The sequence below is a fragment of the Streptomyces sp. NPDC001407 genome (assembly GCF_042895325.1).
Classification (GTDB): domain Bacteria; phylum Actinomycetota; class Actinomycetes; order Streptomycetales; family Streptomycetaceae; genus Streptomyces.
Genome location: NZ_JBIAWF010000009.1, coordinates 236,679 through 261,541, shown reverse-complemented (window position 1 = coordinate 261,541; position 24,863 = coordinate 236,679). Strand labels below are relative to the sequence as shown.

The 24,863-nt window shown below is 67.5% G+C and carries 13 protein-coding genes; 6 read left to right on the top strand and 7 right to left on the bottom strand.

Features of this window, described 5'->3' with window-relative positions; genetic code table 11:
- Window positions 1–47 precede the first annotated feature (47 nt).
- The 4 genes from ACFY1P_RS15575 to ACFY1P_RS15560 form a co-directional block, all read right to left on the bottom strand.
- Window positions 48–473: a CHAT domain-containing protein gene (locus ACFY1P_RS15575; RefSeq protein WP_390750858.1), complete on the bottom strand. Its 426-nt coding sequence runs from the start codon at window positions 471–473 to the stop codon at window positions 48–50.
- A 192-nt stretch (window positions 474–665) separates the two neighbouring features.
- Window positions 666–860 (bottom strand): hypothetical protein, encoded by a 195-nt coding sequence (locus ACFY1P_RS15570; RefSeq protein ID WP_390750857.1) that lies wholly within the window; start codon window positions 858–860, stop codon window positions 666–668.
- A 100-nt stretch (window positions 861–960) separates the two neighbouring features.
- Window positions 961–1,233, bottom strand: a complete 273-nt coding sequence (locus ACFY1P_RS15565) for a hypothetical protein (RefSeq protein ID WP_390750856.1) — start codon at window positions 1,231–1,233, stop codon at window positions 961–963.
- Window positions 1,221–1,535 (bottom strand): hypothetical protein, encoded by a 315-nt coding sequence (locus ACFY1P_RS15560; protein WP_390750855.1) that lies wholly within the window; start codon window positions 1,533–1,535, stop codon window positions 1,221–1,223. Before ACFY1P_RS15560 ends, ACFY1P_RS15565 begins: the two co-directional genes overlap by 13 nt.
- 515 nt (window positions 1,536–2,050) lie before the next feature.
- Between ACFY1P_RS15560 and ACFY1P_RS15555 the strand changes: the two genes are divergently transcribed.
- From ACFY1P_RS15555 to ACFY1P_RS15535, 5 genes are all read left to right on the top strand, one after another.
- Window positions 2,051–3,226, top strand: a complete 1,176-nt coding sequence (locus ACFY1P_RS15555) for a serine/threonine-protein kinase (protein WP_390750854.1) — start codon at window positions 2,051–2,053, stop codon at window positions 3,224–3,226.
- A 130-nt stretch (window positions 3,227–3,356) separates the two neighbouring features.
- Complete coding sequence (locus tag ACFY1P_RS15550) at window positions 3,357–6,404, top strand: SNF2-related protein (RefSeq protein WP_390750853.1); 3,048 nt, start codon at window positions 3,357–3,359, stop codon at window positions 6,402–6,404.
- Window positions 6,401–11,692, top strand: coding sequence for a hypothetical protein (locus ACFY1P_RS15545; RefSeq protein WP_390750852.1), 5,292 nt, complete (start codon window positions 6,401–6,403; stop codon window positions 11,690–11,692). The genes ACFY1P_RS15550 and ACFY1P_RS15545 overlap by 4 nt, the downstream gene beginning before the upstream one ends.
- The gene (locus ACFY1P_RS15540) at window positions 11,689–18,426 is read left to right on the top strand and encodes a DEAD/DEAH box helicase (protein WP_390750851.1); all 6,738 of its coding nucleotides are present in this window, start codon (window positions 11,689–11,691) and stop codon (window positions 18,424–18,426) included. Before ACFY1P_RS15545 ends, ACFY1P_RS15540 begins: the two co-directional genes overlap by 4 nt.
- Window positions 18,423–20,741: a UvrD-helicase domain-containing protein gene (locus ACFY1P_RS15535; RefSeq protein WP_390750850.1), complete on the top strand. Its 2,319-nt coding sequence runs from the start codon at window positions 18,423–18,425 to the stop codon at window positions 20,739–20,741. Before ACFY1P_RS15540 ends, ACFY1P_RS15535 begins: the two co-directional genes overlap by 4 nt.
- 55 nt (window positions 20,742–20,796) lie before the next feature.
- Here ACFY1P_RS15535 and ACFY1P_RS15530 read toward each other — a convergent pair whose 3' ends face one another.
- Together ACFY1P_RS15530 and ACFY1P_RS15525 are read right to left on the bottom strand one after the other, a co-directional pair.
- Window positions 20,797–21,855, bottom strand: a complete 1,059-nt coding sequence (locus ACFY1P_RS15530) for a hypothetical protein (protein WP_390750863.1) — start codon at window positions 21,853–21,855, stop codon at window positions 20,797–20,799.
- 549 nt (window positions 21,856–22,404) lie between these two features.
- Entirely contained in the window at window positions 22,405–23,349 is a 945-nt protein-coding gene (locus tag ACFY1P_RS15525) for an alkene reductase (protein WP_390750849.1), read from the bottom strand.
- 66 nt (window positions 23,350–23,415) lie between these two features.
- Here ACFY1P_RS15525 and ACFY1P_RS15520 point away from each other — a divergent pair, with 66 nt between their 5' ends.
- Window positions 23,416–23,790 carry a MerR family transcriptional regulator gene (locus tag ACFY1P_RS15520; protein WP_361527376.1) on the top strand — a complete coding sequence of 125 codons (375 nt, stop codon included), beginning with the start codon at window positions 23,416–23,418 and terminating at the stop codon, window positions 23,788–23,790.
- Between the two features lie 123 nt (window positions 23,791–23,913).
- On the opposite strand, the gene ACFY1P_RS15515 is transcribed toward ACFY1P_RS15520, so the two are convergent.
- On the bottom strand, window positions 23,914–24,768 hold the full coding sequence (locus ACFY1P_RS15515) for a methyltransferase domain-containing protein (RefSeq protein ID WP_390750848.1): 855 nt from the start codon (window positions 24,766–24,768) through the stop codon (window positions 23,914–23,916).
- Between the last annotated feature and the right edge of the window lie 95 nt (window positions 24,769–24,863).

Below are 24,863 nucleotides of genomic sequence, written 5' to 3'. Positions count from 1 at the left end.
TCAACGTTCTGTGGGCGATGATCCGAGACGGAGAGTGCTTTCACTCTTCACCCCCCGTCACGGGAGCAGCTTGACAACACGATTGGGAAGTTCCTTATCCGGTGGCGAGTGAAAGGGAGGTCACGGGCTGATGTGCTGGTGGGAGGCCCACAGTTCGGGCCGGCCGGGGGCGGCGGAGCGGGCCGCGCGGACAGCGGCGTCGAGGGCGTGCGCGGGGCCGGGGCCTGGGCCTGCGCCTTTCCCTTCGGGATCTGCTCCCGGTAGAAGGTCCGGGCGATCGCGCTCGCCGCGGCGTCACGGACGGGCCACAAGGTGCCGATCACGTCGCGGTACCCAGCAGGGGGGAGGGCGGCCGCCACGCGGAGCGACTCATCCGCCAGGGCCGCCGCACCCTTGGCTGTTCCGCAGCCGGAGAGGAAGGCGGGACCGGCCGCGGGCAGGTTCATCCCGTCCACGGCCTCGGGGGACAGCAACTCGCCGTCCCCCGAGGGTCAGGCCGCCTGCCGCGGCGGCCAGCGGGCGCGGCGACCGCGCGTCCGGCGAAGTGGAGCAACGGATGGCAGGGCAGGGCGGCCAGCACCCGTCCTTGCGGGCCTCGTCCGCGAGGAGGACGTGTCCGGCGAGCACAATCTCCTGGATGTCCTCGGCCTCGTCCACGGCCTCTTTCAGCCGCTGGAGACGGCCAGTAGCACCGGGCGCGGCGACGGATAGCACGCTCGGCGGGCCGTCCGGTGCTGTACGCGCCGGGCGTGCCACAGCGAGCGCAGCGTGGGCGCGTACGAGGAGACGACGCGGTCCAGGACGTTCTCGCCGGTGACCGGCACGTCCCCGACGAACAGCCCGGCCGCGTGCAGGGGCACGAAGGCCGCGGGACCGGAGGGAATCCACCACGACCGGGGCCGGTCGCCGGGCGACGCGGGGTGGCCCCAGGGCTGTGAGCACGGGTTCGGCGAGGCCCTGTCACAGCTCGGTGAGCACCTGACGCACCGCCTCGGCGGTGGCCTCGGCCAGCTTGGACGCCCAGTCGCCCGCCTGCTCGCGCGTGACGCCGGGCAACGGGACGGCGTCGACGCCCTCCGAGGTGACGAGGAGGGCGTGGAAGCCGCGTTGGTGGAGGGTGACGGCCACCAGTGGCCCGACGGCGGCTTCCTGGGAGGGACCGGTGAAGACGTCGTCATCGATCTCGCGGATCGGTTTGGCGGCTTCCCCGAACCAGCCGATCAGGTAGGGCATGCCCGGTGTGCCGTCGGCCTGGGGCTGGCGCACTCGGGAACCCACTGCTTGTAGCCGTACTTCGCCAGCCAGGCCGTGCGGGCGGGGATCGCTTCCTTGATGGCGGCGATCACGGCCTCGGTGGACTTCATGTCCAGCGCGGCCCGGCCGATTGCGGGCAGCAGATGCCCGAGGGGCTGCTCGGCCTTCACAGGGTCGGAGGCCCATACCTCGACGTCTCGGCAGGAGAGGATCTCGGTCAGGTCGGTCAGCCCGCCCTCGGACTTGCCCGAGCCGGGCATTCCCGTGATCAGCAGGTGCATGGCGTTGCGGCCGGCCTTGGGGGCGCCGGGGAAGTACAGGACGGCGGGTGTGCCGTCCTCGTACGTCCGACGCCCGACAGTGCTGACGCTGCCACCCGACTCGGATCGACGGCCTCCCGCTGCGGGCGATCGAGGCCGAGATCCACTCCCGCACCGCGGACGACGGGGTCCTCGGTGGCACCTACCGGCTCCTGACCACGCTCAGCGACCACTGCACTGATCTCGTCGACCGCCTGGTGCGCTTCTACCACGAGCGCCGGGAGATCGAGATCACCTAGCTGACGCTACGTCACGACACGCTACTCAAAGTCCGAGCGCTGCCCCCGAAGAACACGGTTGGCCTCACCCAGAAGACAATCGCAAATCCTTACAGATAGTCACTTTTCAGTCAGCAGGGAGCTGTCCAGTGCCCTGATCAGGCCGAAACCCCCCAAGCCGATCCCTTGGCCGATTAAAGTAATGGTGGATCAGAGCGCCGATCGGGTGAGGCGCGGTGGAAAGGTGAGTCGGTACAGATGAGCGGGGTGCCCACGCGGATCGGCCGGTACACGGTGGCGCGGGAGCTCGGCTCGGGCGGGATGGGTGAGGTCTTTCTCGCCTACACGCCGGCAGGCGATCCGGTCGCGGTGAAGGTGATCCGTAACGACAAGCTCGATCCACTGACGCGGGCGCGCTTCGAGAAGGAGGCGCTGATCGCCCGCACGGTGATCGGCACGAACCGGGTGGCCCGATTCCTGGACGCCGACCCTTACGCGGACCGGCCGTGGTTGGCCATGGAGTACGTGGCCGGTCGTACGCTGCTGGCCTGTGTGGACAGCGACGGCTTGCTTCCGCTGCCACTGGTGGCCAGCCTCGGGGCGTTGCTCGCGGAGGGTTTGTCGGCAGTCCACGCCGCGGGGTTGCTCCATCGGGACCTGAAGCCGCAGAACGTCATCCTGGGCGATGACGGCCCGATGATCATCGACTTCGGGCTGGGCGCGTTCATGGACGCCTCACAGGAGACGCTGTCGCACAGCGGCATGATCATCGGCACCGTCCGGTGCATGCCGCCGGAGCAGGCCGGCGGTCATCCGCAGGTATCACCCGCGGCGGATGTGTATGCACTGGGCACCGTCCTGCTGTACGCGGCGGCTCGCCACTATCCGTACGACGGAACACGCTGGGAAGCGATCGCGGCACAGGTGACCAATCCCGAGATCGGTCCCGATCTCTCTGGTGTCCCTGCGCCGCTGGCGCCCCTGTTGGAGTCGATGCTCGCCCACGCGCCGGGGAAGCGGCCGACTCTGCAGGCGGTCTCCGATGCGTGCGCGAGGATCCTCTCCGACTCCGGGATGACACCGGCCGCCGCCCGGCTCGCGCTGATCGCCCACACCAACGGGGGTGAGGCTCCGTCGGCTCTGAGTGATCCGCTGACGGTGTCGTTCGAGAAGCTCATCCACGAACAGGCTGACCTTGTCGAGAACGACGAACCGGCGAGCCCGCTGGACGACACTGCGCGGGCAGCGCAGGCCAAGGCCGACGAACCGGAGCCGAACCTGGACGAGCCTGAGGTTCTCCTGCCCGAGCCAACCCCGGGCACCAAGACGCGGAAGGCCCCACCGAAGGCGGGGGCGGCCAGGGGACGCCCCCCTGCATCGAAGCGGATCGCGGACGAGCTGCGTACGTTGTATGCCGCCGATCCCGTTCTGTAACTCCTGCACTGACAGTGCCGGGTGAGAGCCTTTGTCGGAATTGCGCGCTAGGACGACGTAGTCCGTCGTTTGCGGGCGCGTGGAGTGTGGGCGGCCGTCGGTGGCCGCTGGTGAGGGATCGGAGCGGACGTTGAGCGTCGAGGTGGAAGCCGTGGGCAGCCAGGGCGATGCGGTGTGGGACGCCTGGCTGCCGGAGGATGCTCCGGCACCGCGGCGAACCACCGGGTCCACTGGCTACGCCCCGGGGTCCCAGGTACTGATACGTGACGAGCTGTGGCTCGTCCGGAACTCCAAGGACGTCGGCAAAGACGGGTGGATGGTGGAGGTCACCGGCATCTCGTCCTTCGTACGAGGCACGGACGCCATCTTCTACAGCCGGCTCGATGCGATCCAGGTGCTGGACCCGCGGGAGACCCGGCTCGTCCCGGACGACTCACCCAACCACCGGCGGGGCCGCCTGTTCCTTGAAGCGGTGATGCGCAAGACGTTCCTGCCGCAGACCGAGCATGGGCTCGCACTGGCCGACGGGTTCCTCATGGACCAGCAGGTGCACCAGCTGCGGCCTGCCGAGCTGGCGCTGTCGCTGAAGAAGAACCCGCAGCCGCGGATCCTCATCGCCGACGTGGTGGGTCTGGGCAAGACCCTGGAGATCGGGGTGTTGCTGGCCGAGCTGATCCGGCGCGGCCGCGGCGAGCGGATCCTGGTCGTGACCCCGCAGCATGTACTGGAACAGTTCCAGCGGGAGCTTTGGACCCGGTTCGCAATCCCGCTGGTCCGTCTGGACTCCACCGGTATCCAGCGCATCCAGCAGGACATTCCGGCTGGCCGGAACCCGTTCGCGTACTTCAAGCGCGCGATCATCTCCGTGGACACGCTCAAGAGCGACGTCTATGCGCACCACCTGGAGCACACCAACTGGGATGCCATTGTCATCGACGAGTCCCACAATCTGGTCAACCGGGGTACCAAAAACAACGAGCTCGCCCGTCTGCTGGCCAGGAAGACCGATGCGCTGGTACTGGCGTCGGCCACCCCCCACAACGGTCGTGCCGAGTCGTTCGCCGAGTTGATCAAGATGCTGGACGAGTCGGCCATCGCCAACCCGTCGAAGTACGAGGTGAAGGACCTTGAGCACCTCTACATCCGGCGTACGAAGACGTCGGCGGAGGTACGCGACTCGTTGAAGGGCACCTGGGCGGACCGTGGACCATCCCAGCCAATCCACGTACCCGCTGGGGGCAAGGAACTCGCCGTCTTCCAGGAGCTCACCACACGCTGGATTCCGGCCGATCCCGACCAGCCGTCGGTCAGCAGGCACCAACTGGTGCCCTACCAGCTGCTGAAGTCCTTCCTGTCTTCACACAAGGCGCTGCTGGAGACCGTCAAGACGCGACTGGCAACGCTGGACAAACAACCGGCCGCCGAGTCCGCGAGAGGCGGGCAGCGGAAGGCACGCCCGGTCGACCCGGCGGTCCGGGAGGCGGAGCGCGCAGCCTTGCTGGACCTTCGCGACGTGGCCGAGCGGATCCAGGACGAGGACTCGGCGAAGCTGGCGGCCCTTCTGGACGAGTTGCGCACCATGGGCGTCGGCCCCGGCTCGGAGACGCGCGTGGTGGTGTTCTCCGAGCGCATACCCACGCTGAAGTGGCTCGCGGAGGCAGTCCCGGCCGCGCTCGGCTTCCCGCGCGGTACCAGCCTCGACGAGAAGAAGCCGTGGCTGGCCTTCGGCGGCGCGATGCAGGTCATGCACGGGGACTCCACCAGCGACGACGAACAGCAGGCCATCGTCGAGAAATTCGGGCTGCGCGACGACCCCGTACGCATCCTGTTCACCGGCGACGTCGCCTCCGAAGGCGTCAACCTCCACCAGCAGTGCCACCGGCTGATCCACTTCGACCTGCCGTGGTCCCTGATCCGTATCGAGCAGCGCAACGGCCGTATCGACCGCTACGGCCAAGCGCACCAGCCTGAGTTCCGGGCTCTGATCCTCACCAGCGACATCCCCTGGCGGACGGACGAGACGACCCGAGAGCCTCGTACGCTGGATGACCGCCTCGTGGGCGAGAAGCTGCTGAAGCGCGAGGAGGAAGCGCACAAGATCGAAGGCTCGGTGGAGGCGGTCACCGGCCTGTACCGGGCCAAGGAGGAGGAGAACCGCCTCACCCAGGACCTGATCGCCGGCCGGACCGTCGAGGAATCCATCAAGCAGTCCCAGCAAGGGGGCGCCGCGTTCCTCTCCGGACTGCTCGGTCAGGTGGGCGCCGTCCCGGAGCACCCCGAGGTCCGGCGGGCGTACGTGCCACACCTGTTCTCGTCCACCGCTGACTACTTCGACGAGGCGCTGCGTCAGGTCTGCCGCCCCAACCCCGAGGACCAGCTCTCGCTGCGCCGCGACGACGACGGCACGATCGCCTTCGAACCCCCGCGCGACCTGTTGTACCGGCTGAAGGCACTGCCGAAGTCGTACCTCGACGAGCAGCGGATCATGCCCCGGAAGGCCGGGCCGGGACGGATGCGCATCACCTTCTCCAAGGACCTCGCGGACCGGCGTCTCAAGGCGGCCCGGGAGTCGTCCAAGTCACAGTGGCCGAACGTCTCCTACGTCACCGACGTCCACCCGGTCCTGGACTGGCTGACCGACAAGGTGCTCGTCGAGGTCGGCCGACACCAGGCCCCTGTGCTCGCCGCCTCTGTGGACTCACCGACCTTCCTGGTCCAGGGCATCTGCTCCAATGCGCTAGGCCGACCCACCATCGTCGAGTGGATGGCAGTCCACGGCGACCCGAACGACCTTCAAGTAACGCCTCTGACCCCGGAAGTGATGGAGGACTACGAGGTGGGTCCGACGATGCCCGGCCGCGCCGTACCACGCGACCTCGGCGGCCTGACAGAACTCGTACCGGCAGCCATCGACAGGGCGGAACAGCACCTCCGGGACTTGAAGCAAGCGTACGGCGAGGAGATCGAGGCGATCCTGGCCCCGTCCCGCAAGCGCGTCGTGCACTGGCAGCAGGAAGCCTTGTTCTCTTCTGACGGGACGGGCAAGCGCGGGGTGAACCTTAGCGCCAGCAGGCGGCTGAGCCTGCTCAAGTCCCTTCGAACCACAAGCGAGCCGATGCTGCGCCTGCTCGCTGTCCTGGAACCGCTCAACGCCGCTGAGGGGGGCGCCGACCGATGAGCACCGACTTCGACTCCTTCAGCAACCGCGGCGACTACTTCGCCGCGCACTACTTCGCCGAGCAGCTCGGAACCGACCTGAAGAAAGGCCTGTTCGCCACCTGGGCCCTACGCGAAGGCGATGAAAACGACCCGCGGAAGACGCCCCGGGAGCTGCTCCGCTCGCTGCGCGGCGACTACCTCTCCGAAGATGTACGCGGTTACTTCGCCGAGGCCGCCAAGCACGACGCAGGAGACGAGGTCCGACCGAACACCCACAACGACCCCGAGTGGCGCAAGCGCCTCACCGAGTGGCACCACACGGTCCTGCAAGTCCTCGGCTTCGAGGCCACTCCCACCGAGATCACTGTCCACCGCGCCGGACGCAACCACTCCCTGACCGCGGCCTACCACGGCCACGGGATCATCGCGCTGGACTGCGGCTGGGCCGCCGACAACGATGCCGCCCTCGACGCGGCAGGCCCCGGCCGACTGCTGTATCCGCTCCAGGTCAGCGCGAGCGAGGCGTACGAGACCGGTCCGGCCCTGGCGGCCTGGCTGTTCCAGAGCGAGCTCGGCGAGGCCGGCGGCTCCCGTCCCCGCTTCGTCCTGTTGCTGTGCGGCGGCGTCCTCGTCCTCGCCGATCGCCAGTCCTGGAACGAAGGTCGCTACCTCGCCGTCAACCTTGACGCGGCCCTGGAACGCAACGACCGCGCCCAACAGGGCGAACTCGCTACCATCGCCGCACTGTTCAGCCTGGACATGCTCCGGCCCGGCGAGAACGACCAGAGCCGGGCCATCGACGCCCTGCTGAAGTCCTCCAGCGCCAACGCCGCCGGTGTCTCCGGCGAACTGCGCCACGGGCTCCAGCGCTCGGTGGAGATCATCGCCAACGAAGTCCTCGCGCGGATGGCCGATCCGAAGAACAACGTCACCCCGGCCGACATCGAAAGCCCCAAGATCCCCTTCGCCCGGGAACTCACCCGCGAATCCCTCCGCTACCTCTACCGGATCCTGTTCCTTCTGTACGCCGAGGCCCGCCCCGAGCTCGGTATCCTCCCCGCCGACGACGGAAGCTACGAGGCCGGCTACTCGATGACCCGCCTGCGCGAGCTCGTCGAGCGCGACGAGGAACTCGTCGAGGAGGAAGCCCGCAACGGCTTCCACCTGCACGAATCCCTGGACGTCCTGTTCAACAAGGTCAACTTCGGCCACCGCCCGTACGGCACCGAGGACGACGACGACCAGCCCGGGGACGACGAGGAGACCCGCAAGGCCAAGGCCGCCCGCCGCAGCGAGGACCGTGGCCTGCGCTTCGAACCCCTGCGCAGCGAACTCTTCGAGCCCGGCTCGGTACGCCTCATCGGCCGGGGCGTCGTCGACCCTCGCAGTGACGAGGACGACGCCCCGCGCTGGCTCGATCTGCGGCTGCGCAACGCCGCCCTGCACGAGGTGCTGCGGCTGCTCACCATGAAGAAGGGTAAGCGCGGCGAGCGGGGTGGCTTCATCTCCTACCGCAACCTCGGCATCAACCAACTCGGGGCCGTCTACGAGGGCCTGATGTCGTACACCGGGATCATCGCCGAGGAGGAACTGTGCGAGGTCGCCAAGGGCGGCGACCCGGAGAAGGGCTCCTGGCTCATCCCTTCCCACAAGCAGGACCAGTACCCCGACAAGACCCTCGTCCACTACGCCGAGGACGACGCCCGCAAGGGCCTGCGCGGCGTCAAGAAGTACGAGAAAGGCTCCTTCGTCTACCGCCTCGCCGGCCGCGACCGCGAAACCTCTGCCTCGTACTACACGCCCGAGTCACTGACCCAGGTCACGGTCGAGCTCACCCTCAAGCACCGCCTCGACCAGGAGCGCGACGCCGAAGGCAACGTCATCAAGACCCGCGCGTCCGAACTGCTCAAGTACAACATCTGCGAGCCCGCCCTCGGCTCCGGCGCCTTCCTCAACGAGGCGATCAACCAGGTCGCTGAGGAGTACCTGCGCCGCAGGCAGGACGAGCTGGGCAGCATCATCCCGACGGCGGACGCCCTCACCGAGAAGCAGAAGGCCAAGGCGTACATCGCCCTGCACAACGCGTACGGCGTCGACCTCAACGCCACGGGCGTCGAGCTCGCCGAGGTTTCTCTCTGGCTCAACACCATGCATCCTGGCATGCGAGCCCCCTGGTTCGGCCTCCACCTCCGCCGAGGCAACAGCCTCATCGGCGCTCGCCGTGCCATCTACGCGGCTGACGACGTCACCGGCAAGGAATGGCTCAAGGCCAAGGGCGCCCTGGCCCCCACCCCGCTCCCCTTCCTCAAGGAGGGCGAGCCCCAGCCGCTCCCCCAGGATGCGGTACACCAGTTCCTGCTGCCGAGCCCCGGTTGGGCTGCGGTCGCGGGCTCGAAGGAGGCCAAGGAGCTCGCGAAGGAAGGTCTCGAACAGCTCGCCACCTGGAAGAAGGGCATTCTCCAGCGCCCCAAGCGCAGCAAGGCCGGCAAGTCGAAGAAGGAGCCGGTGTCCCAGTTCACCAAGCTCCGGGACGCCGCCCGGCGAGTCGAATTCCTCTGGTCGCTCGTCACCAAGCGCATGGAGCTCTCCGAGCAGGCCATCGCCCGCCGGATCGATGTCTGGGGCGCTGACCCCACCGACCCGGAGTATTCCTTCCTCCACCGTCCTGACCAGGCGGTGGCAAAAGAGCAGGTCCTCGAAGACCTCTTCAACGCCGCAGACACCCCGTACTGGCGCCTCAAGAAGATCATGGACGCTTGGTGCGCATTGTGGTTCTGGCCCGTCGACAAAGCCGGTCTGCTCGACGGTACGGCTGGTGAGTACGCGGCAGGTCCCCAGGTGACGGGAGCGGACAGCCTCAGCCGCCTGCTGGACGGCGCGCCGCTCGTTGCAGAGCCCGCGCCTCCGGCCGATCCGAAACCGGTCGCCGTGCCGACACCCACACCCGTTCCGCGGTTCGTCGAGGCGACAGCGCTGTTCGCCCTCGGCCCCGAGCAGACCAGCTTCGAGGACCTCGAACTGAGCGCGGAAGACATGGTCGTCGAGGTCAAGCAGGTAGCTTCACTGGGCAGGGCCCAGGCCACCGCGCCGAAGCCGAAGCCGAAGCCGAAGCCGAAAGCCCCCGAGCGTCGACCGATCGTCCCGCTCAAAAACCTCGACGACTGGCTCGAGTTCCTGGAGGCCATGCTCGGCACGGCCGACGTGCCCGAGGGCACACTCATCGACACCTTCAAGGATCTCGATGCACTCACGAGCTTCGAGGAGACACTGCCCGGCTTCATGGGAATGGACACCGGCGACCCGGAGGACCGCTTCCCGTGGCTGGGGCAAGCACGTGATATCGCGAAGGAACAGGGCTTCCTGCACTGGGAACTGGATTTTGCGCTTGTCTTCACTCAGGCAGGTGGATTCGACCTCCAAGTCGGCAACCCGCCCTGGGTTCAGCCAACGTGGGACGAAATTTCCGAATTCGCAGAACTCGACCCGTGGTTTGGGGTTGTGGGTGGCGTCTCTCATCCCGAGTACGCCGAACGCCGTTCCCGTCTTGTCGCCGGGACTAACACGAAGGCAAGTCTCGCCAGACGCAATAGCTTCGCGTCAGCCAACTCCGCCTTCCTCGGGTCCGAAACAACGTACCCTGAACTGGCAGCCGAACAGACCGATCTATACCTGGCCTTCATGTGCGCGGCATGGAATCATGCAAACGGCAGCGGCATCTCCGGCATGGTGCACTCCGAAACCCATCTCACAAGCGCGGGATTCGAGAGGGTACGTGCGGCAGCACTGCACCGCCTGAAGATCCATTGCCATTTTGTCAACGGCGGAAACTGGGCCTTCCCTGAACCCGTAGACCACAACACACACTTCGGCGTCCACATTTACGGATCAAGCGGTGAGATTTCGTTCATTCAGCTGGGAAATCTGTACCACTCCTCCGTCGTGATGGATTCACTCAAGCATGACGGGAACGACCCGATCCCCGGCATAAGGATTTCTGGCAAGCCGGACTTGCGACCCCATCGGAGTCGTCTCATTCGAGTGGATGACCAGCTACTGGCCGAATGGCAAGATCTCTCGGATCAGAATGGCGAGCCCATCGGACACACGGTGCTATTCACCCCGACCACAACAGCCGAGCGTGCGGCCATGTCAGCACTCAGGAGCTATACACACCGCCTCGGAAAAACGGAGTACGTTAGTTCTGGATTCCATGAGACGGGCGCACAAAAGAAGGGCATCATCAGGAAGGGCCATTTTGAGCCTTCCTCCTATCATGAGGCCATCCTCAGCGGATCTCATATCACCACCTCAAACCCCTTTGCTAAAGAAAGCCCCAATCTGGGGAGCCACGGAAAGCCAGTCAATCTGGAGACGCTCTCCTCGGATGCCATCCCCGCAGTAAATTACCGACGTGCCACTTCTGGGACAAATTTCTCCGAATCCTTGCGAAAGTGGAACGACTCGCCCTATTCCGAACACTTCCGTGTCTGCTGGCGTAAGCTGACGCCAAAGAATATGGAGAGGTGCCTAAACGTTGCTCTGATCCCGCCTGGCCCAACGCACGTGGACGGTCTTTACTCAATGTCGCGCGGGGACGCCCATCTCGACCTATTGACCGTAGGCTTCTGGAGCACCCTGCCCGTCGAATACATTATCCGCCTGACGGGGAAGAAGAATCTACACGACCGAGATGTGCGCAAGATGCCCGTACCTCAGGCAGATCACCCTCTCGCCGAGAAGCTCGGACTAAGGACGGCCCGACTCAACTGTCTAACATCCGCATACTCGGACATTTGGCGAATTTCGTCCACTCAAAGTTGGGTGACGGACAGATGGATCCTGCCAAATCTCCCTCGCGAACCGTTGGGGCGCCCCATAGGTGAGTGGTCACGTTCAAGTCCATTGCGGACGGATCACGGCCGCTGGTGCGCAATGGTCGAACTTGATGCTCTCGTTGCAGTCTGGCTCGGCATGGATGCAGAGTCGCTCTGCACGATTTACAAGACCAGGTTTCCGGTTCTCTTTGAACGAGAAGAGAAAATGTGGTTCGACGCACGTGGAAGGAAGATCGCCGAAGACTACAAGATCCATGGACATGGCCAAACAAAGGAACACTATGAGCAGCTGCTAACTCACCTTGCAAATCCCGAGAGTGCTGCTGCACCCGACGGCTACATTGCACCCTTCTACAGGGCAGATCGAGAGGCGGAAATGCGAGCCGCCCACGCAGTCTTTCAGAAGCAGCTCAATGACGCCGTCGCCCGTGGCGAGTGGGATCCGGTGAAGCAGGAGGTGCCGAAGCCGTGAGGCCGACGCTTCAAGCACGCGGGCTCAAGGAGAGCCTGCTGCAGTATCTGTCGACGACGTACGCGCTCACCGACGAGGGCGCGCGTGAGGCTCTGCACCGGTTCCTCGGGGACGAGACGTCGGGGATGTTCCGTGGCCCGTATTTGCGGATCCGGACCCCGTTCACCGTGGCCAGCGAGGAGTGGCGCAAGCATCTGGAGTGGCAGCGGGAGGGCTTCAGGCCGTACGCGCATCAGGCGGTCGCGTTCGCGCGGCTGACCTCGGCGCACGGTCACACCCCGCAGCCGACGCTGGTCACCACCGGTACCGGGTCCGGTAAGACGGAGTCGTTCCTGTACCCCGTGCTGGACCACTGCCGTCGGGAGCGGGCCGCGGGCAAGACCGGGGTGAAGGCGGTCTTCCTGTACCCGATGAATGCCCTGGCCACCGACCAGGCCCAGCGCATCAATGAGCTCCTCACGGAGAACACCGAGCTGGGGAAGTTGTCGGCCGGCCTGTACATCGGTGAGCGGGCGGCGACGCAGTACGAGAAGGTGCGGACGCGACGCTCGGACATGCAACTGTCCCCGCCGGACATCCTGATAACGAACTACAAGATGCTGGACCTGCTTCTCCAGCGCGCGGACGATGCGCTTCTGTGGCGGGAGTCGGATATCCGCTACGTCGTCGTGGACGAGTTCCACACGTACGACGGCGCTCAGGGCACGGACGTCGGGATGCTGCTGCGTCGGCTGGCCGCCGCCGTGGGGGCGGCCGAGGAAGGCCGCCCGCTGGGGAAGATCTGTCCGGTGGCGACATCTGCGACGCTCGCTTCCGGCACGGACGAGGACGGCACTGCACAGCTGTTGGAAGTGGCCACCCACATCTTCGGAACGGAGTTCACGAAGGACTCCATCGTCGGGGAGAACCGGCTCACGGTCGAGGAGTTCATCCCGCTCGGCGAGGTGACCATGCAGCCGATGCCGACGCCCGACGAGCTGCTGGCGCTGCCTGATCCGGCGACCAGCGACGAGGCACTGCTGGATCTGATCGAGAAGGTCACGGACGTCCGTGACCTCGATCCCTTCGTGCTCGGGGGGAACCTCAAGCGGCATCTGTTCACTCGCGCGGTGATGCAGGCCCTCTGCGGCGGGGTGAAGACCAGCGCCGAAGTGCTGGACGTGATGTGGCGGGCGGGCGCGGCCGGCTGGTCCCAGGCCGTGGCACGGCAGCCGGAGAAGGCGGCCGAGGCGCTGGCGCGTCTCGTCGCGCTGCTGTCGTACGCTCGTGACCCGAAGTCCTCCCCCTCCGAGCCCCGGCCCTTCGTGCACGTCGAGGTGCATCAGTGGGCGCGTTCGGTGTCGCGACTGCTGCGCGGCGTACTGCCTTGGCCGAAGGCGGAGTTCCGCTGGGACACGGCCGGTGCGGCTAACGCGAGCGCGGCCGACAGCGGCCGTGCGGCGCCGGTGACGACGGCGACGTCGGGGCAGAGCGCGAACCTGTTCCTGCCGGCGATCTACTGTCGTGACTGCGGGCGGTCGGGCTGGGCGGTGTTCTCGCCTGAGAGCGATGACCATGACGTCCAGTTCGACACGTACAAGATCCGGCGATCATCGCTCGGCCAGGACAAAGCGCGGGTGCGGAACCTGATCGCTGCGACGGACCGGGAGGCCCGGGAGGGTTCCGGGGCCGCGCTGCTCACGGCAACCAGTGGCAAGGGAGGCTCGGCCGCGTCGCAGGGTGCCGGCGGGCTGCTGATGGTGCTGGACGGCACCCGTAAGCGGCTGCGGATGCCTGATCCCCTGAACGACTACGACCGGGAGACCAAGGAGCCCCGGCTGACCGCCCGCGACTCGGCGTTCGTGCTGGTGAACTTCGGGGAGACCGCGAACACGGCGGCCAAGGAGGACTGGTGTCCGGCATGCGGTGAGCGCAACGCGATCCGCTACCTCGGTACCGGTGCGGCCGCGATGGCCGCGGCATCCATCACGCAGCTGTTCACCGGCGGTGAGCTCGACAAGAAGCTCCACGAGGACAAGACGCTGATGTTCAACGACTCGGTGCAGGATGCCGCGCACCGGGCCGGGTTCGTCGCCAACCGCTCGTACACCTTCTCGCTCCGCGCCCTCCTCGCCGACCATCTGCGGCACGACGAACCGACCGCGCTGAACGATCTGATCGCGAACGTCGTCACCGCTACGACGGACAAGGACACCCTCTCTGCGGTGGTGCCACCGGACCTGCACGGGTTCAAGGGCGTGGACCGACTCCTGTCCGGCCAGGGCCGCGGTGGAGATCTGAAGACGTGGCGGCTGATCGGTCAGCGGCTGGCGTTCGAGGCGCTGATGGAGTTCGGCTTCCGGTCACGTAACGGCCGTACTCTCGAGCTGACCCGGACAGCCGCCGCACAGGTCCGCATCGGCGACCCGGCGGCCGTGATCGCACTGGTCAAGCAACTGCACGAGGAGTGCGTGCGGGACGGACTGCCGCTGGTCGCGCAGGACGACGCCCGCTACCTGGCGTTCGTACGCATCTTCCTGGAGCGGCTGCGCACCCGCGGTGCGGTCGCGCACCAGTGGCTGAACAAGTACGTCGACGAGGCGGGCACCAGCCGGTACTACATCTGGGGCAAGCGGGCTCCGGGCATGCGGGCCTTCCCGAAGGGCATCGCCGCCCCCGTGTTCCTCCTCGGGCAGACCAAGAACGGCAGCGAGTTCGACTTCGCAACCGGTCGGCTGTCCTGGTACGAACGGTGGGCCGGGCGGTGCCTCGAGTTGCCGCGTGAGCTGGCGCCCGAGCTGTGGAGCCGGTTGCTGCCCGAACTCGCTTCGATGGGGCTGTTGTCGGTGCGCACGCCGAACGACACCTCGGTGCGGGTGTACGGGCTCAAGCCCGGAAACATTGAGGCCCGGTTGCTGGACGACGAGCAGGTTCGGGTGTCGTACGTGCGGTGCCCTGTGTGCTTCTGGGAGCAGACGGTGCATCCGTCCCTGCTGGACCAGTGGCATGACCAGCCTTGTCCCTCCTACCGGTGCCGCCGGGGTCGCTTGGTGGCCGGCGACCGGCCCGAGGGTCTGGGGATACACCACCGTGACCGCGACTACAGGGACGACTACTACCGCGGGCTCTACCTCGGCGCGGGTACGTATCAGGTGGTCACCGCCGAGCACACGGGCATGCTGACGCGGCACCAGCGCGAGAAGGTGGAGGAGGCGTTCAAGCGCGGCGGCGGGTTCAAGGACCCCAACGTGCTCTCGTGCACGCCGACGCTGGAGATGGGTATCGACATCGGCGATCTGTCCGCCGTCGTGCTGGCCGCGCTGCCGCGCCGTCCCGCCTCCTACGCGCAGCAGGTCGGTCGCGCCGGCCGCCGTACCGGCAATGCCTTCCTGCTGACCATCCCCGACCGGCGGCGCCGTGACCTGTACTTCCTGGAGCGGCCGAAGGACCTGATCGCGGGCACGATCGTGCCACCCGGCTCCTACCTGTCAGCCGTCGAGATCCTGCGGCGCCAATACCTGGCGCACTTGCTGGACCTCGCCGCAGCCGGCCGTCTCGTCCGGGCGGACGGGATCGTACTGCGTGCGCTGCCGCACAAGGCTCCTCGCTTGTTCGGCCCGTCCGGCTATCTGACCGATCTGGTGGAGCTGGCCCTCGCCCAGGGCGAGGAGCTGGCCGACGGGTTCCTGCGGCTGTTCCCAACCGGCGTCAGCGAGCAGGCCAAGGCCGACTTGGAGGCGTACGCGACGCACGGCCTACGCAGCGCCGTAGAGAGGGCGGAACGCGAGTGGCGGCGTGCCGAGGAAGCCCTGCGGGCGCGGCTGCGCGAGATCGATGAAGCCCACGGCGAGCTACATGAAAGCGACCCGGACCAGGCCCGTCAGAAGGCGGAGCTGGACGCCGAGCGGCGCGGGGTGGGCAGGCAGTTGCTCCACTTGGGCGACACCTCGGCGCAAAGCGCCTTGTGTGACCTGGGTCTGCTGCCGAACTACGCCCTCATCGACTCGACGACGACACTGTCGGCGACGCTGTACGGCGAGGACGGCATCGACCCGAAGACAGGCAAAGTGGTGTACACGTCCGAGACCCTCTCGTACGAGCGTCCCCGCCGCCTCGCGATCCAGGAGCTGGCGCCGGGTAACACCTTCTACGTCAACGGCTACCGACACGAGGTCACCGGCCTGGAGCTGTCGACGGGCGGGCGCCAGGAGTGGCAGACCTGGAGGATGTGCCCGGGCTGCGGGTACGTACGCACTGAGAACGCAACCGCCGATCGCTCGCCGTGCCCCCGGTGCAAGACGAGCCAGATCGCCGACGACGGCTCCTGCCTGTTCCAAGTCGTGCAGCCGGCCACCGTGACGTCGCGGGACAAGCGTGAGGACGCCCGGATCCGCGACGACAAGGACGACCGCGATCGGCGCTCGTACACCGTCGTGGACGCGGTGGACATTCCCGTCGAGAAGGTCGAGGAGGGCAAATCCTGGCGGCACGACCGTGAGACCTTCGGCGTGGACTTCTGCCGCACGGCGATGATCCGCCGGATCAACGTCGGGCCTGTCCGCTACGACGCTCCTGCCCGTGACGACTTCGCCGGTCATCTGGTCCGGCTGAACCCGTTCCATGTGTGCACGGCCTGCGGTGCAGCGAGCGCGGACGGCCGTCCTGTCTTCGATCACGACGCCGATGCCCTGGATTCGGCAGCGGCTCGTGCCCCGCAGCTCAAGCACCACCGCCCGTGGTGCCCGCTGCGCCGCGGCAAGAAGGACGGCGTCACGCAGGAGCAGGTGCTGCTCGCCCATCAGCTGCAGACCGAGGCTCTACGGATCCTCATCCCGGCCGCGACCGCAGACGTGGACGCACGGGTGCACTCCTTCCGGGCCGCACTGCGGCTCGGTGTCGACCTGCACTTCGGCGGCGACCCGCAGCACCTGGACACCACGGTGGCGTCCATGCCGGATATCGACAGCGGCGAGCGCCGCTGGTTCCTGGTGCTCTTCGACTCTCTCCCGGGCGGCACCGGCTACCTGGACCGGCTCACCGACCGCCACGCCTTCCGCGACACCCTTGCTCGCGCGTACGAGCAGCTCAAGGCGTGTCCGTGTGCGGAAGAGCAGCGACGTGCCTGCCACCGCTGCTTGCACCGCTACACCCCTGAGCAGTTCCAGGACGTCGTCTCCCGACAGGCGGCGCTCAGCATGCTGGAGTCGCTGCTGTTCAAGGGGGACGGCGAGGACGGCTGGGACATCAGCGATGTGGAGCACACCGGGCTGGTCGGTCTGGACGCCCAGGTCGAATCCGACCTGGAGGCACGCTTCCTGGCCGCCCTGCGCGACTGGGTGAAGGTGACCGACGACGCGGCTCTGGACGAGGACGGCCACGCCAGCGGGCATCTGCGGTTCACCGACGGCTCAGACGTGATGCACTGGAGGCTGACGGCACAGCGGCAGCTCGAAGGCACCCGTACCGACTTCACCTTCACCCGGGTCGGCGGTCCGGTACAGAGCGTGCACGTCTATCTGGAGGGCTTCCGCTTCCACGCCAGCCGGGAGCACAACCTCATCGCCAAGAACGCGGCCCAGCGCACCCGGCTCCGCGCCGACGGAAAGATCGCCTTCCAGATCACCTGGGCCGAAATCGACCTGTTCGAACGACGCCCGGGGCGTACCAAGCCCGTCTGGCCGCCGTACCGGGGCACCGCCCAGGAACAGGCCAAGGCCGCGTACGAGCAGTACGGGGGCAACCGCGCCCACTTCGGCGAAGCCATCTTCGCCAACCCGATCGACACGCTCATCGCCTATCTGCGGGACCCTGATGCCACCCGCTGGGCCCGCCGGGCCCGCGCCCTGGTCACCGGCCTCACCGCTGTTCCCTCCACGACCCCCGTGGCCGCCACCGGCAAGCGCAGCGAACTCGTCGCCGCGCTGCGCGAACAGCTCGGCGCCTTCGGAGCCGACCGACGGGACGACAAGCCGGTGGTACCTGACGTCGGCGGCATCGGTCCCGTTCATGTCTTCCGCACCCAGGACGAGCATGGTCTGCCGATCGTGTTCGCGCTGGACGCAGCGGACCCCGACAACCTGCGGTGGACCGCCCTGACGATCCTCGACGACAGCGATGCTGTTCTCGACACCGACGAACACAAGTTGCGGTGGCGGTCTTGGCTGTACTGGACCAATATCACTCAGTTCCTGTCCCTCGCCGGCGGGGATGGTGTCCAGCTCGCGGCCAGCAGCGCTGCGGACTTCGAGGTTGAGGTCCTCGCCGTGTGCGGTGGCCTGGGTGAACTCGACTCGCTCACTGCAGCACTCGCCCCAGCGCCCACGCCCGTACCCGAGCCTGCCCTGCGGCCTGCCGCCTCGGAGCCGAGCACGGACTCACCAGCCGAAGCCGCCCTTCGGCAGATCATCCGGGACGCGGTCTGGGACGAGGACATCCTGGAGATCCTGCGCGAGGACTCCGACGAGGCACCTGACCTGCTTCGCCTCGCCGAGACGCTCGCCGAGCACGGCAAGCAGGCCCCGGTCTTCGGATTTGAGCTCGGCACAAGCCGCTGGCAGGCGGACTTCGCTTGGCAGATTCCCGGTCTCAAGATCGCCGTCGTCGCCGCGCACCAGGGCGACGAGGACGTCGAGGCCCAGCGGCGCGACGCCGCCTACGCCGAGGACGGCTGGACGGTCCGGACTGCCGCCGCATGGCTCGATCACCTCGACACCCTGCTCGAACAGCTCCCCGAAACGGAAGGCACCACCCGATGACCGCCCGGCTCAGCCTGTATCGCAAGGCCGAACAGGAGCTGTACAAGCTCGACCGCTCGGTCAAGGCCCAGTTCTACGACTTCTGCCACGTCTTCCGGAACAACCCGAACCAGCCGGGTCTGAAGCTGAAGAAGCTCAAGGGCGACTCGCGCATCTGGTCCGCGCGGGTCAACGACTCCTACCGCGCCCTGCTGACCCCGACCGGGGTCGACATGGACGACACCGAGAGCTGGCTGGTCATCGCTGTCCGCCACCGCAAGGATGTCTACGAAGAGCTCCAGGTCGCGGTCAACCGTGTCACCGGCGAGATCGAGTTCGTCGACCTCGCGGTCGTCGGCGACAGCGCCCTGCGCCGTGCCGGCGTCACCCTGACCCCGGCCGAACCGGACAGGACCGCGGCGCCTGCCGAGGCCGAGCCGACGCCGCAGCCTCTGACGGTTGTTGAGACCCCTCCCCTGCTCGCCGCGTACGGCGCCGATCAGCTGCGTGAGCTGGGCGTCGCGGACCAGCTGATCGAGCTGGCCCTCGCCGTCACCGACAGCGCCGAGTTGGACCAGCTCGTCGAGGGCGCGCCACTATTGTCCAAGGACGTCCTCTACGGCCTCGCCGCCGGCATGTCCATGGACGAGGTCCGCAAGGAGATCACCCAACCCGTCGAGCTCGGCCACGAGCCCGATCTCGGTGACTTCGCCGCGGCCCTGAGCCGTACCAAGGTCACCGCCGTCGACGATGCCGTACAAGCCGCCATCGACGAAGGCGACTTCCGGGCCTGGAAGGTGTTCCTCCACCCCACCCAGGAACGCATCGTCCACCGCCACTACAACGGCCCTGCCCGCGTCTCCGGCGGTCCTGGCACCGGAAAGACCATCGTCGCTCTGCACCGGGTCAAGCACTTGGCCGAGCAGCTGCCGCCCGGCAACAACAAGGCGATCCTGCTGACCACGTTCACCAAGAACCTCACTACGGACCTGCGCCTGCGTCTGGCGTCGCTCGTCGAGCCCGAACTCCTCGCCCGTGTCGAGATCGCTCACATCGACCAGCTCGCCGCCCGCGTCCTGGGCGAGAACACCGCACCTGGCCGGGGCCGGCAGCGCGTCTACGATCACGTAGCGCTGAACGAGATGCGCCAGCTCCTCGCCGAACTCGACGACCGCCGCTGGGAGCCCGAATTCCTCCTGGAGGAGTGGGAACAGGTCATCCTCGGCCAGTCCATCCCCACCCGCTCCGCCTACTTCCAGGCCCGCCGTGCAGGGCGGGGCCGCTCCCTGACCCGGCCCGAGCGCAACCACATCTGGAAGCTCATCGAGCAGTTCACCGCCCGCCTCGACAAGCTCGGCGTGGAGACCTGGGGCCAGGCATCCGAACGCGCCGCCCGCTTCGAGATGGAGCGTGCCGCGAAAATCAGGGCCCGGCGCGAGTACAAGGAGGAAGTCGGCGGAAAGGACCTCATCCACCGCGACAACAGCTCCGGCATGCGCTACCTCAACCACCGCTACCAGCACATCGTCGTCGACGAAGCCCAGGACCTCAGCCCCGCCCACTGGAAGATGCTCCGGGCCATGGCCGACCCCGACCTGCCCAACGACATGTTCATCGCCGGCGACACCCACCAGCGCATCTACGACCACCAGGTTGCCCTCGGCGCCCTCGGTATCAATATCCGCGGCCGCTCCTCCCGCCTCACCCTCAGTTACCGCACCACCAAGGAGATCCTCACCAAGGCTCTGCGTGTGGTCGACCCCGTGAAGTCCGGGCAGAAGGTGAGCTACGACGACCTGGACGACAGCACCGACAACCTCGCCGGATACCGTTCCGTCCTCCACGGCCCCGCCCCGGCCTTCACGCCGTACGACACCTGGGACGACGAGCTCGCAGGCCTCGCCGCCACCCTGGACGCCTGGCGCAAAGAGCTCTCCACCGACGAGAACGGCTCACCCAGAGACCCGAGCGGCCACATCGCCGTCTGCGTCGCCGACCGCGACATGGTCAGCCAGACCATGTACTACCTGGTCACCAAGGCCGGCATCACGTGCGCCGAGCTCACCAAGGAAGGTCCAAAGGGCGACGGCGAGGTCCACGTCGGCACGATGCATCGCTTCAAGGGCCTTGAGTACCAACGCCTCGCCATCGTGGGTGCCAGTGACGGCATCATCCCCCGCACCCACGTCATCGACCGCTACCGTACCGAGGATCCGCCCCGCTACGAGCGCGAGCAGCGGAAAGCCCGTTCCCTGCTGTTCGTGGCAACTACGCGGGCCCGGGACGCGCTGAACATCAGCTGGCACGGCAAGCCCAGCCCCTACCTGCCGGTCTGACTGAATGTCGGCCTCCTCACTCCCAGGGAGGCCGACATCCCTCTCTTCGCTGGGATCAGAAGCGCGAGAGGGAACTCGCCTCGTACCGCAGCTGGTACGCCCGCACGCCACCGCCATTCATCCGGTAGATCGTGATCGCGGACAGGAACTGCTCCTTCACCTCCAGGGTGCGCCGCCGCTCCTTCCCATCGATGTCGCTGATCCAGTCCTCCACCTGCTCCGGTAGTTTGAAGGCAAGCTCGTACGCACCTTCCTCGCCCAGCGGCGACAGCGTCCACTCCGCCGAACCGCCACTGCCGCGTCGCCGGATGCGCACTGCGTGATCCGGCTGGGTATCCGCGTACGTGGTGAATGCCAGATGATCGCTGACAGCCAGCGGCAGGATGAACGGCGCCGACGGGAAGCCCAGCAGCAACTCGGCATGGCTGTTCTGCTGGAGCGCAGCCGCAAAGCCTGCGATGGCCGCCTTGGCCTCGTCCCGGAATCTGCCGTTCGCCGGCGCCGCCGTCGGCAGCAGTCCCGGAGACGCGGTCCAGGTCCCCAACTCCTTGCGCAGCTCCGTACGCACCCACGTCACCGGGAATGTCCCGGACGCACCGAGGTGGAACTGTGCCTGTTCCAGCGTATACGCAGTGGTACCGATCGCCCCGAGCAGCCATGCGAACGAGGCACCCGACAGATCCACCAGCGAGATCTGGTGCGCCAGGGCATACTTCTGGGCGTCCGCCGTGAACCCACTCGTCGAGAACAACGCGTACGCGTACTGATACCGCTGCCGCGGCCTTCTGCCATCGCGCATCATGAAATTCTCGTTCACGTCGTGCAGTACACCGTGGGCGTTGCGCACGATCTCCAGTCCGCAGCGCTCCTGGTAGAACTTTGCCTCCAGGAACAGCCTCACCGGCATCGAGAAGGCCGGCGTAAACGCGAACTCCCCCAGTGCGTCCACCTGATGCAGCGCGCCGCGTCCCCGCACCCGGAGCGTGCTCCCATCGGTCACCAGCTCCTCGGGATCCTGACTCTCATGCACCAGCAGGCGGTAACCAGAGGAGCGCAGGAGCCAGGCCAGCGCCTCCTCCAACAGATACCCCCGCAGTACCGCGCCCTTGACCATGGTCAACCCCCTACGTCCCCGAACAGAGCCTCTTGATCATCCCATGCCCCCTCGGCAGACGCCGGACCACAAGGATCATCTGACCAGCCCGCCCGCCCCACCCCGCTGCTTGGAACAATCGGCATTGCGCCTCGAGGTGGGCTCCGGCAAGATCCCGCACATCGGCCTCGGCCTCAGCAAGACGCGACATGACCCCCGCTATGCCACCCTTCGTACGGAACAGCGGGGCAACAAGGGAGCACACACGGCTGGAGTGGCCGGGCGCACGCCCTCCCCCGCACTCGGCCCCACCGCCGACGGACCTGGCCTTACGCCCCACCCTGGACTGGCTGCACGCCCTTGGTCGGTCTCTACGGCCTGTGCCATGCAGTACCGCAGGAAGCTCCCCCTGCCTGTGCCACCCCCCAAGATCCGGACCAGGTGCGGACCAACCGACTCCGCATCGGCGTTTTCCACCCATTGCCGCAGGTCAGAGACGGGTGAGACCTTGTACCACAAGGAGACGAAGAATCTGCTGGTGAGCTACTCGGCGAAGAAGTTGGGGTTCTTCTAGGGGCTTTCCCGCGTGGGCGGGGGCTCGTGACCCGGGTATCTACTCGCTTCGCGCGGGGGCACGTAGGGGTCCCCGTGTGGGCGGGGAGCCCCTGCCGTGGAGGCGCCCGGTCGCCTTACTGCTGGGAGCCCCGCGTGCGCGGGGAACACCAGATAGGCGAGGCCGACGTCCGCCACGGCGTCGAGCAGGGCGGGGTAGATGAGGTGGGTCTCCCCCTCGTCGATGCCGTTCACGGTGTTCGCCGGGGAGATCCGCAGGCCCACCCGCTCGGGGCCGATCGCCTCGGCCACGGCGCGGACGACCTCGTCGACGAACCGTACGCGATGGGCGACCGGCCCGCCGTAGGCGTCCGTCCTGCGGTTGGTGTTCGCGGACAGGAACTGGTGGAGGAGGTGGCCGTTGGCCGCGTGCACCTCGACCCCGGCGAAGCCCGCCGCGACGGCGTTGCGGGCCGCCTGGGCGAAGTCGGCGACGGTCGTGCGTATGTCGGCCGCGGTCATCCCACGGGGCACCACCGAGGGGCGGCGCCCGGCCGGGGTGTGGATCGTCTCGGGGAGCGGCACGGGCGAGGGCGCGAGGGGCATCAGACCGCTGTTGTCCGGGTGGCCGACCCGCCCGCCGTGCTGCAACTGAAGGAACATCCGCCCGTCCCCCGCCCGTACGGCGTCGGTGACCCGGCGCCATCCGGCCACGTGCTCGGGGCGGTGGATCGCGGGGATGTTCGGGTACGTCTGGCCGACGGCGTTCGGCGTGGTGCCCTCGGCGATGATCAGGCCGGCGGAGGCACGCTGCGCGTAGTAGGTGGCCATCATGGGCTGCGGCACCCCGTCGGCTCCGGCCCGGTTCCGGGTCAGCGGCGCCATGACCAGGCGGTTCGGCAGGTGCAGGGGGCCGAGGCGGAAGGGTTCGAAGAGGCGGTCGGCGGTGGCTGTGTTCGTCATGCCCGTACCGTAGGAGTTGACACTGATGTCAGGTTCAAGCTCCGTCGTGAGCCGGGAGGGGAACGCGTGCGCATCGGGGAACTCGCCGAACGGACGGGCGTGAGCGAACGCTCGCTGCGCTATTACGAGAAGCAGGGACTGCTGACCGCCGAACGCACCCCCGGCGGGCACCGCGAGTTCGGGGAGTGGGCCGTCGAGCGGGTCATCCGCGTCCAGGCGCTCTACGCCGCCGGCCTGAACAGCACGAAGATCGGGCACCTGCTGCCCTGCATGCGGGACACCGACGGCGGCCCGTCCGAGCGGGCCACCGGCCGGCTGCTCACCGAACTCGCCGAGGAGCGGCAGCGCATCGACCGCCTGATCGCCGACCTGGTCCGCTCCCGCGAGGTTCTGGACGAGGCCATCGAGGCGGCGTCGGAGGTGGTGGAGGCCCGTCGCTGAGCGGCACGGGCCTGCGCCGGGGGCCCGTCGCTGAGCGGCACACACCGACGCCGGGGACCCCCGAGCAGGACACACCGACGCCGGGGGGCGCGTCGCCCAGGCGACGCGCCCCTGGCCGACCGGTCAGGCCTGCGCGGCCTCGGGCCGCCGTGCCGACGCGATGAGGTAGCCCATCTCCGGCATCTCCAGGTTCTCGCCCTCGGCCGGCTTCAGCTTCGCGAAGACCTCGGGGTCGATCTTGGAGGCCAGCTCGCTCATGTTCTCGGCGAGCGCCTTGCCGAGCCGCTTGACCGACTGACGGGTCGTGTTCTCGCTGACGTCGAGGACCTCAGTGCAGCGCAGCCCCGCCTCGCGCATCAGCGTGGGGTACGCCTCGAAGGACGCCGGCGACTGCGTGTGGTAGCGCTTGAGGATGCCCTCGATGACCGGACGCCGGGCCTCTGAGATCTGCTCCCGCTCGTAGTTGTCCGTGAGCGTGAGCCGGCCGCCCGGCCGCAGCACACGGGCCGCCTCGGAGAGCGCCGCCTTGCGGTCGGGCATCTGCATGACCGACTCCAGCATCCACACGGCGGAGAAGGAGGCGTCCTCGAAGGGCAGGTCCATGGCGTCACCGTGCAGGAACGTGACCTTGTCGGCCAGACCGGCCGCGACGGCGGCCTCGTTGGCCTTCTCCACCTGCTTGAGGCTGACGCTGATGCCGACCACCTCGGCCCCCGTCACCTGGGCGAGCCTGATCGCCGGGCCGCCGACGCCGCAACCGATGTCCAGCACCCGGTCGCCGGGGCCGACCTGGAGCCGCTGGATCATCATGTCGGTGAGGCGGTTGGCCGCGTCCTCCAGGCCGGTGGTGTCCTCCTGGCCGTCCCAGAAACCGACGTGGATGTTCGGCCCGTACAGCGACGCGTCGAACGCGCCCACCAGCTGGTCGTAGAACTCGCCGACCTGCTCACCGACGGGCGTGAAAGTCGAAGACGTCATGGTGTTTCTCCCCGAGATATGCGATCTGTGAAATGCGATCTATGGATATGTGAGCTGTGTTGAACGGGAAGCCCCGGCGCGGCACGCGGAACGCG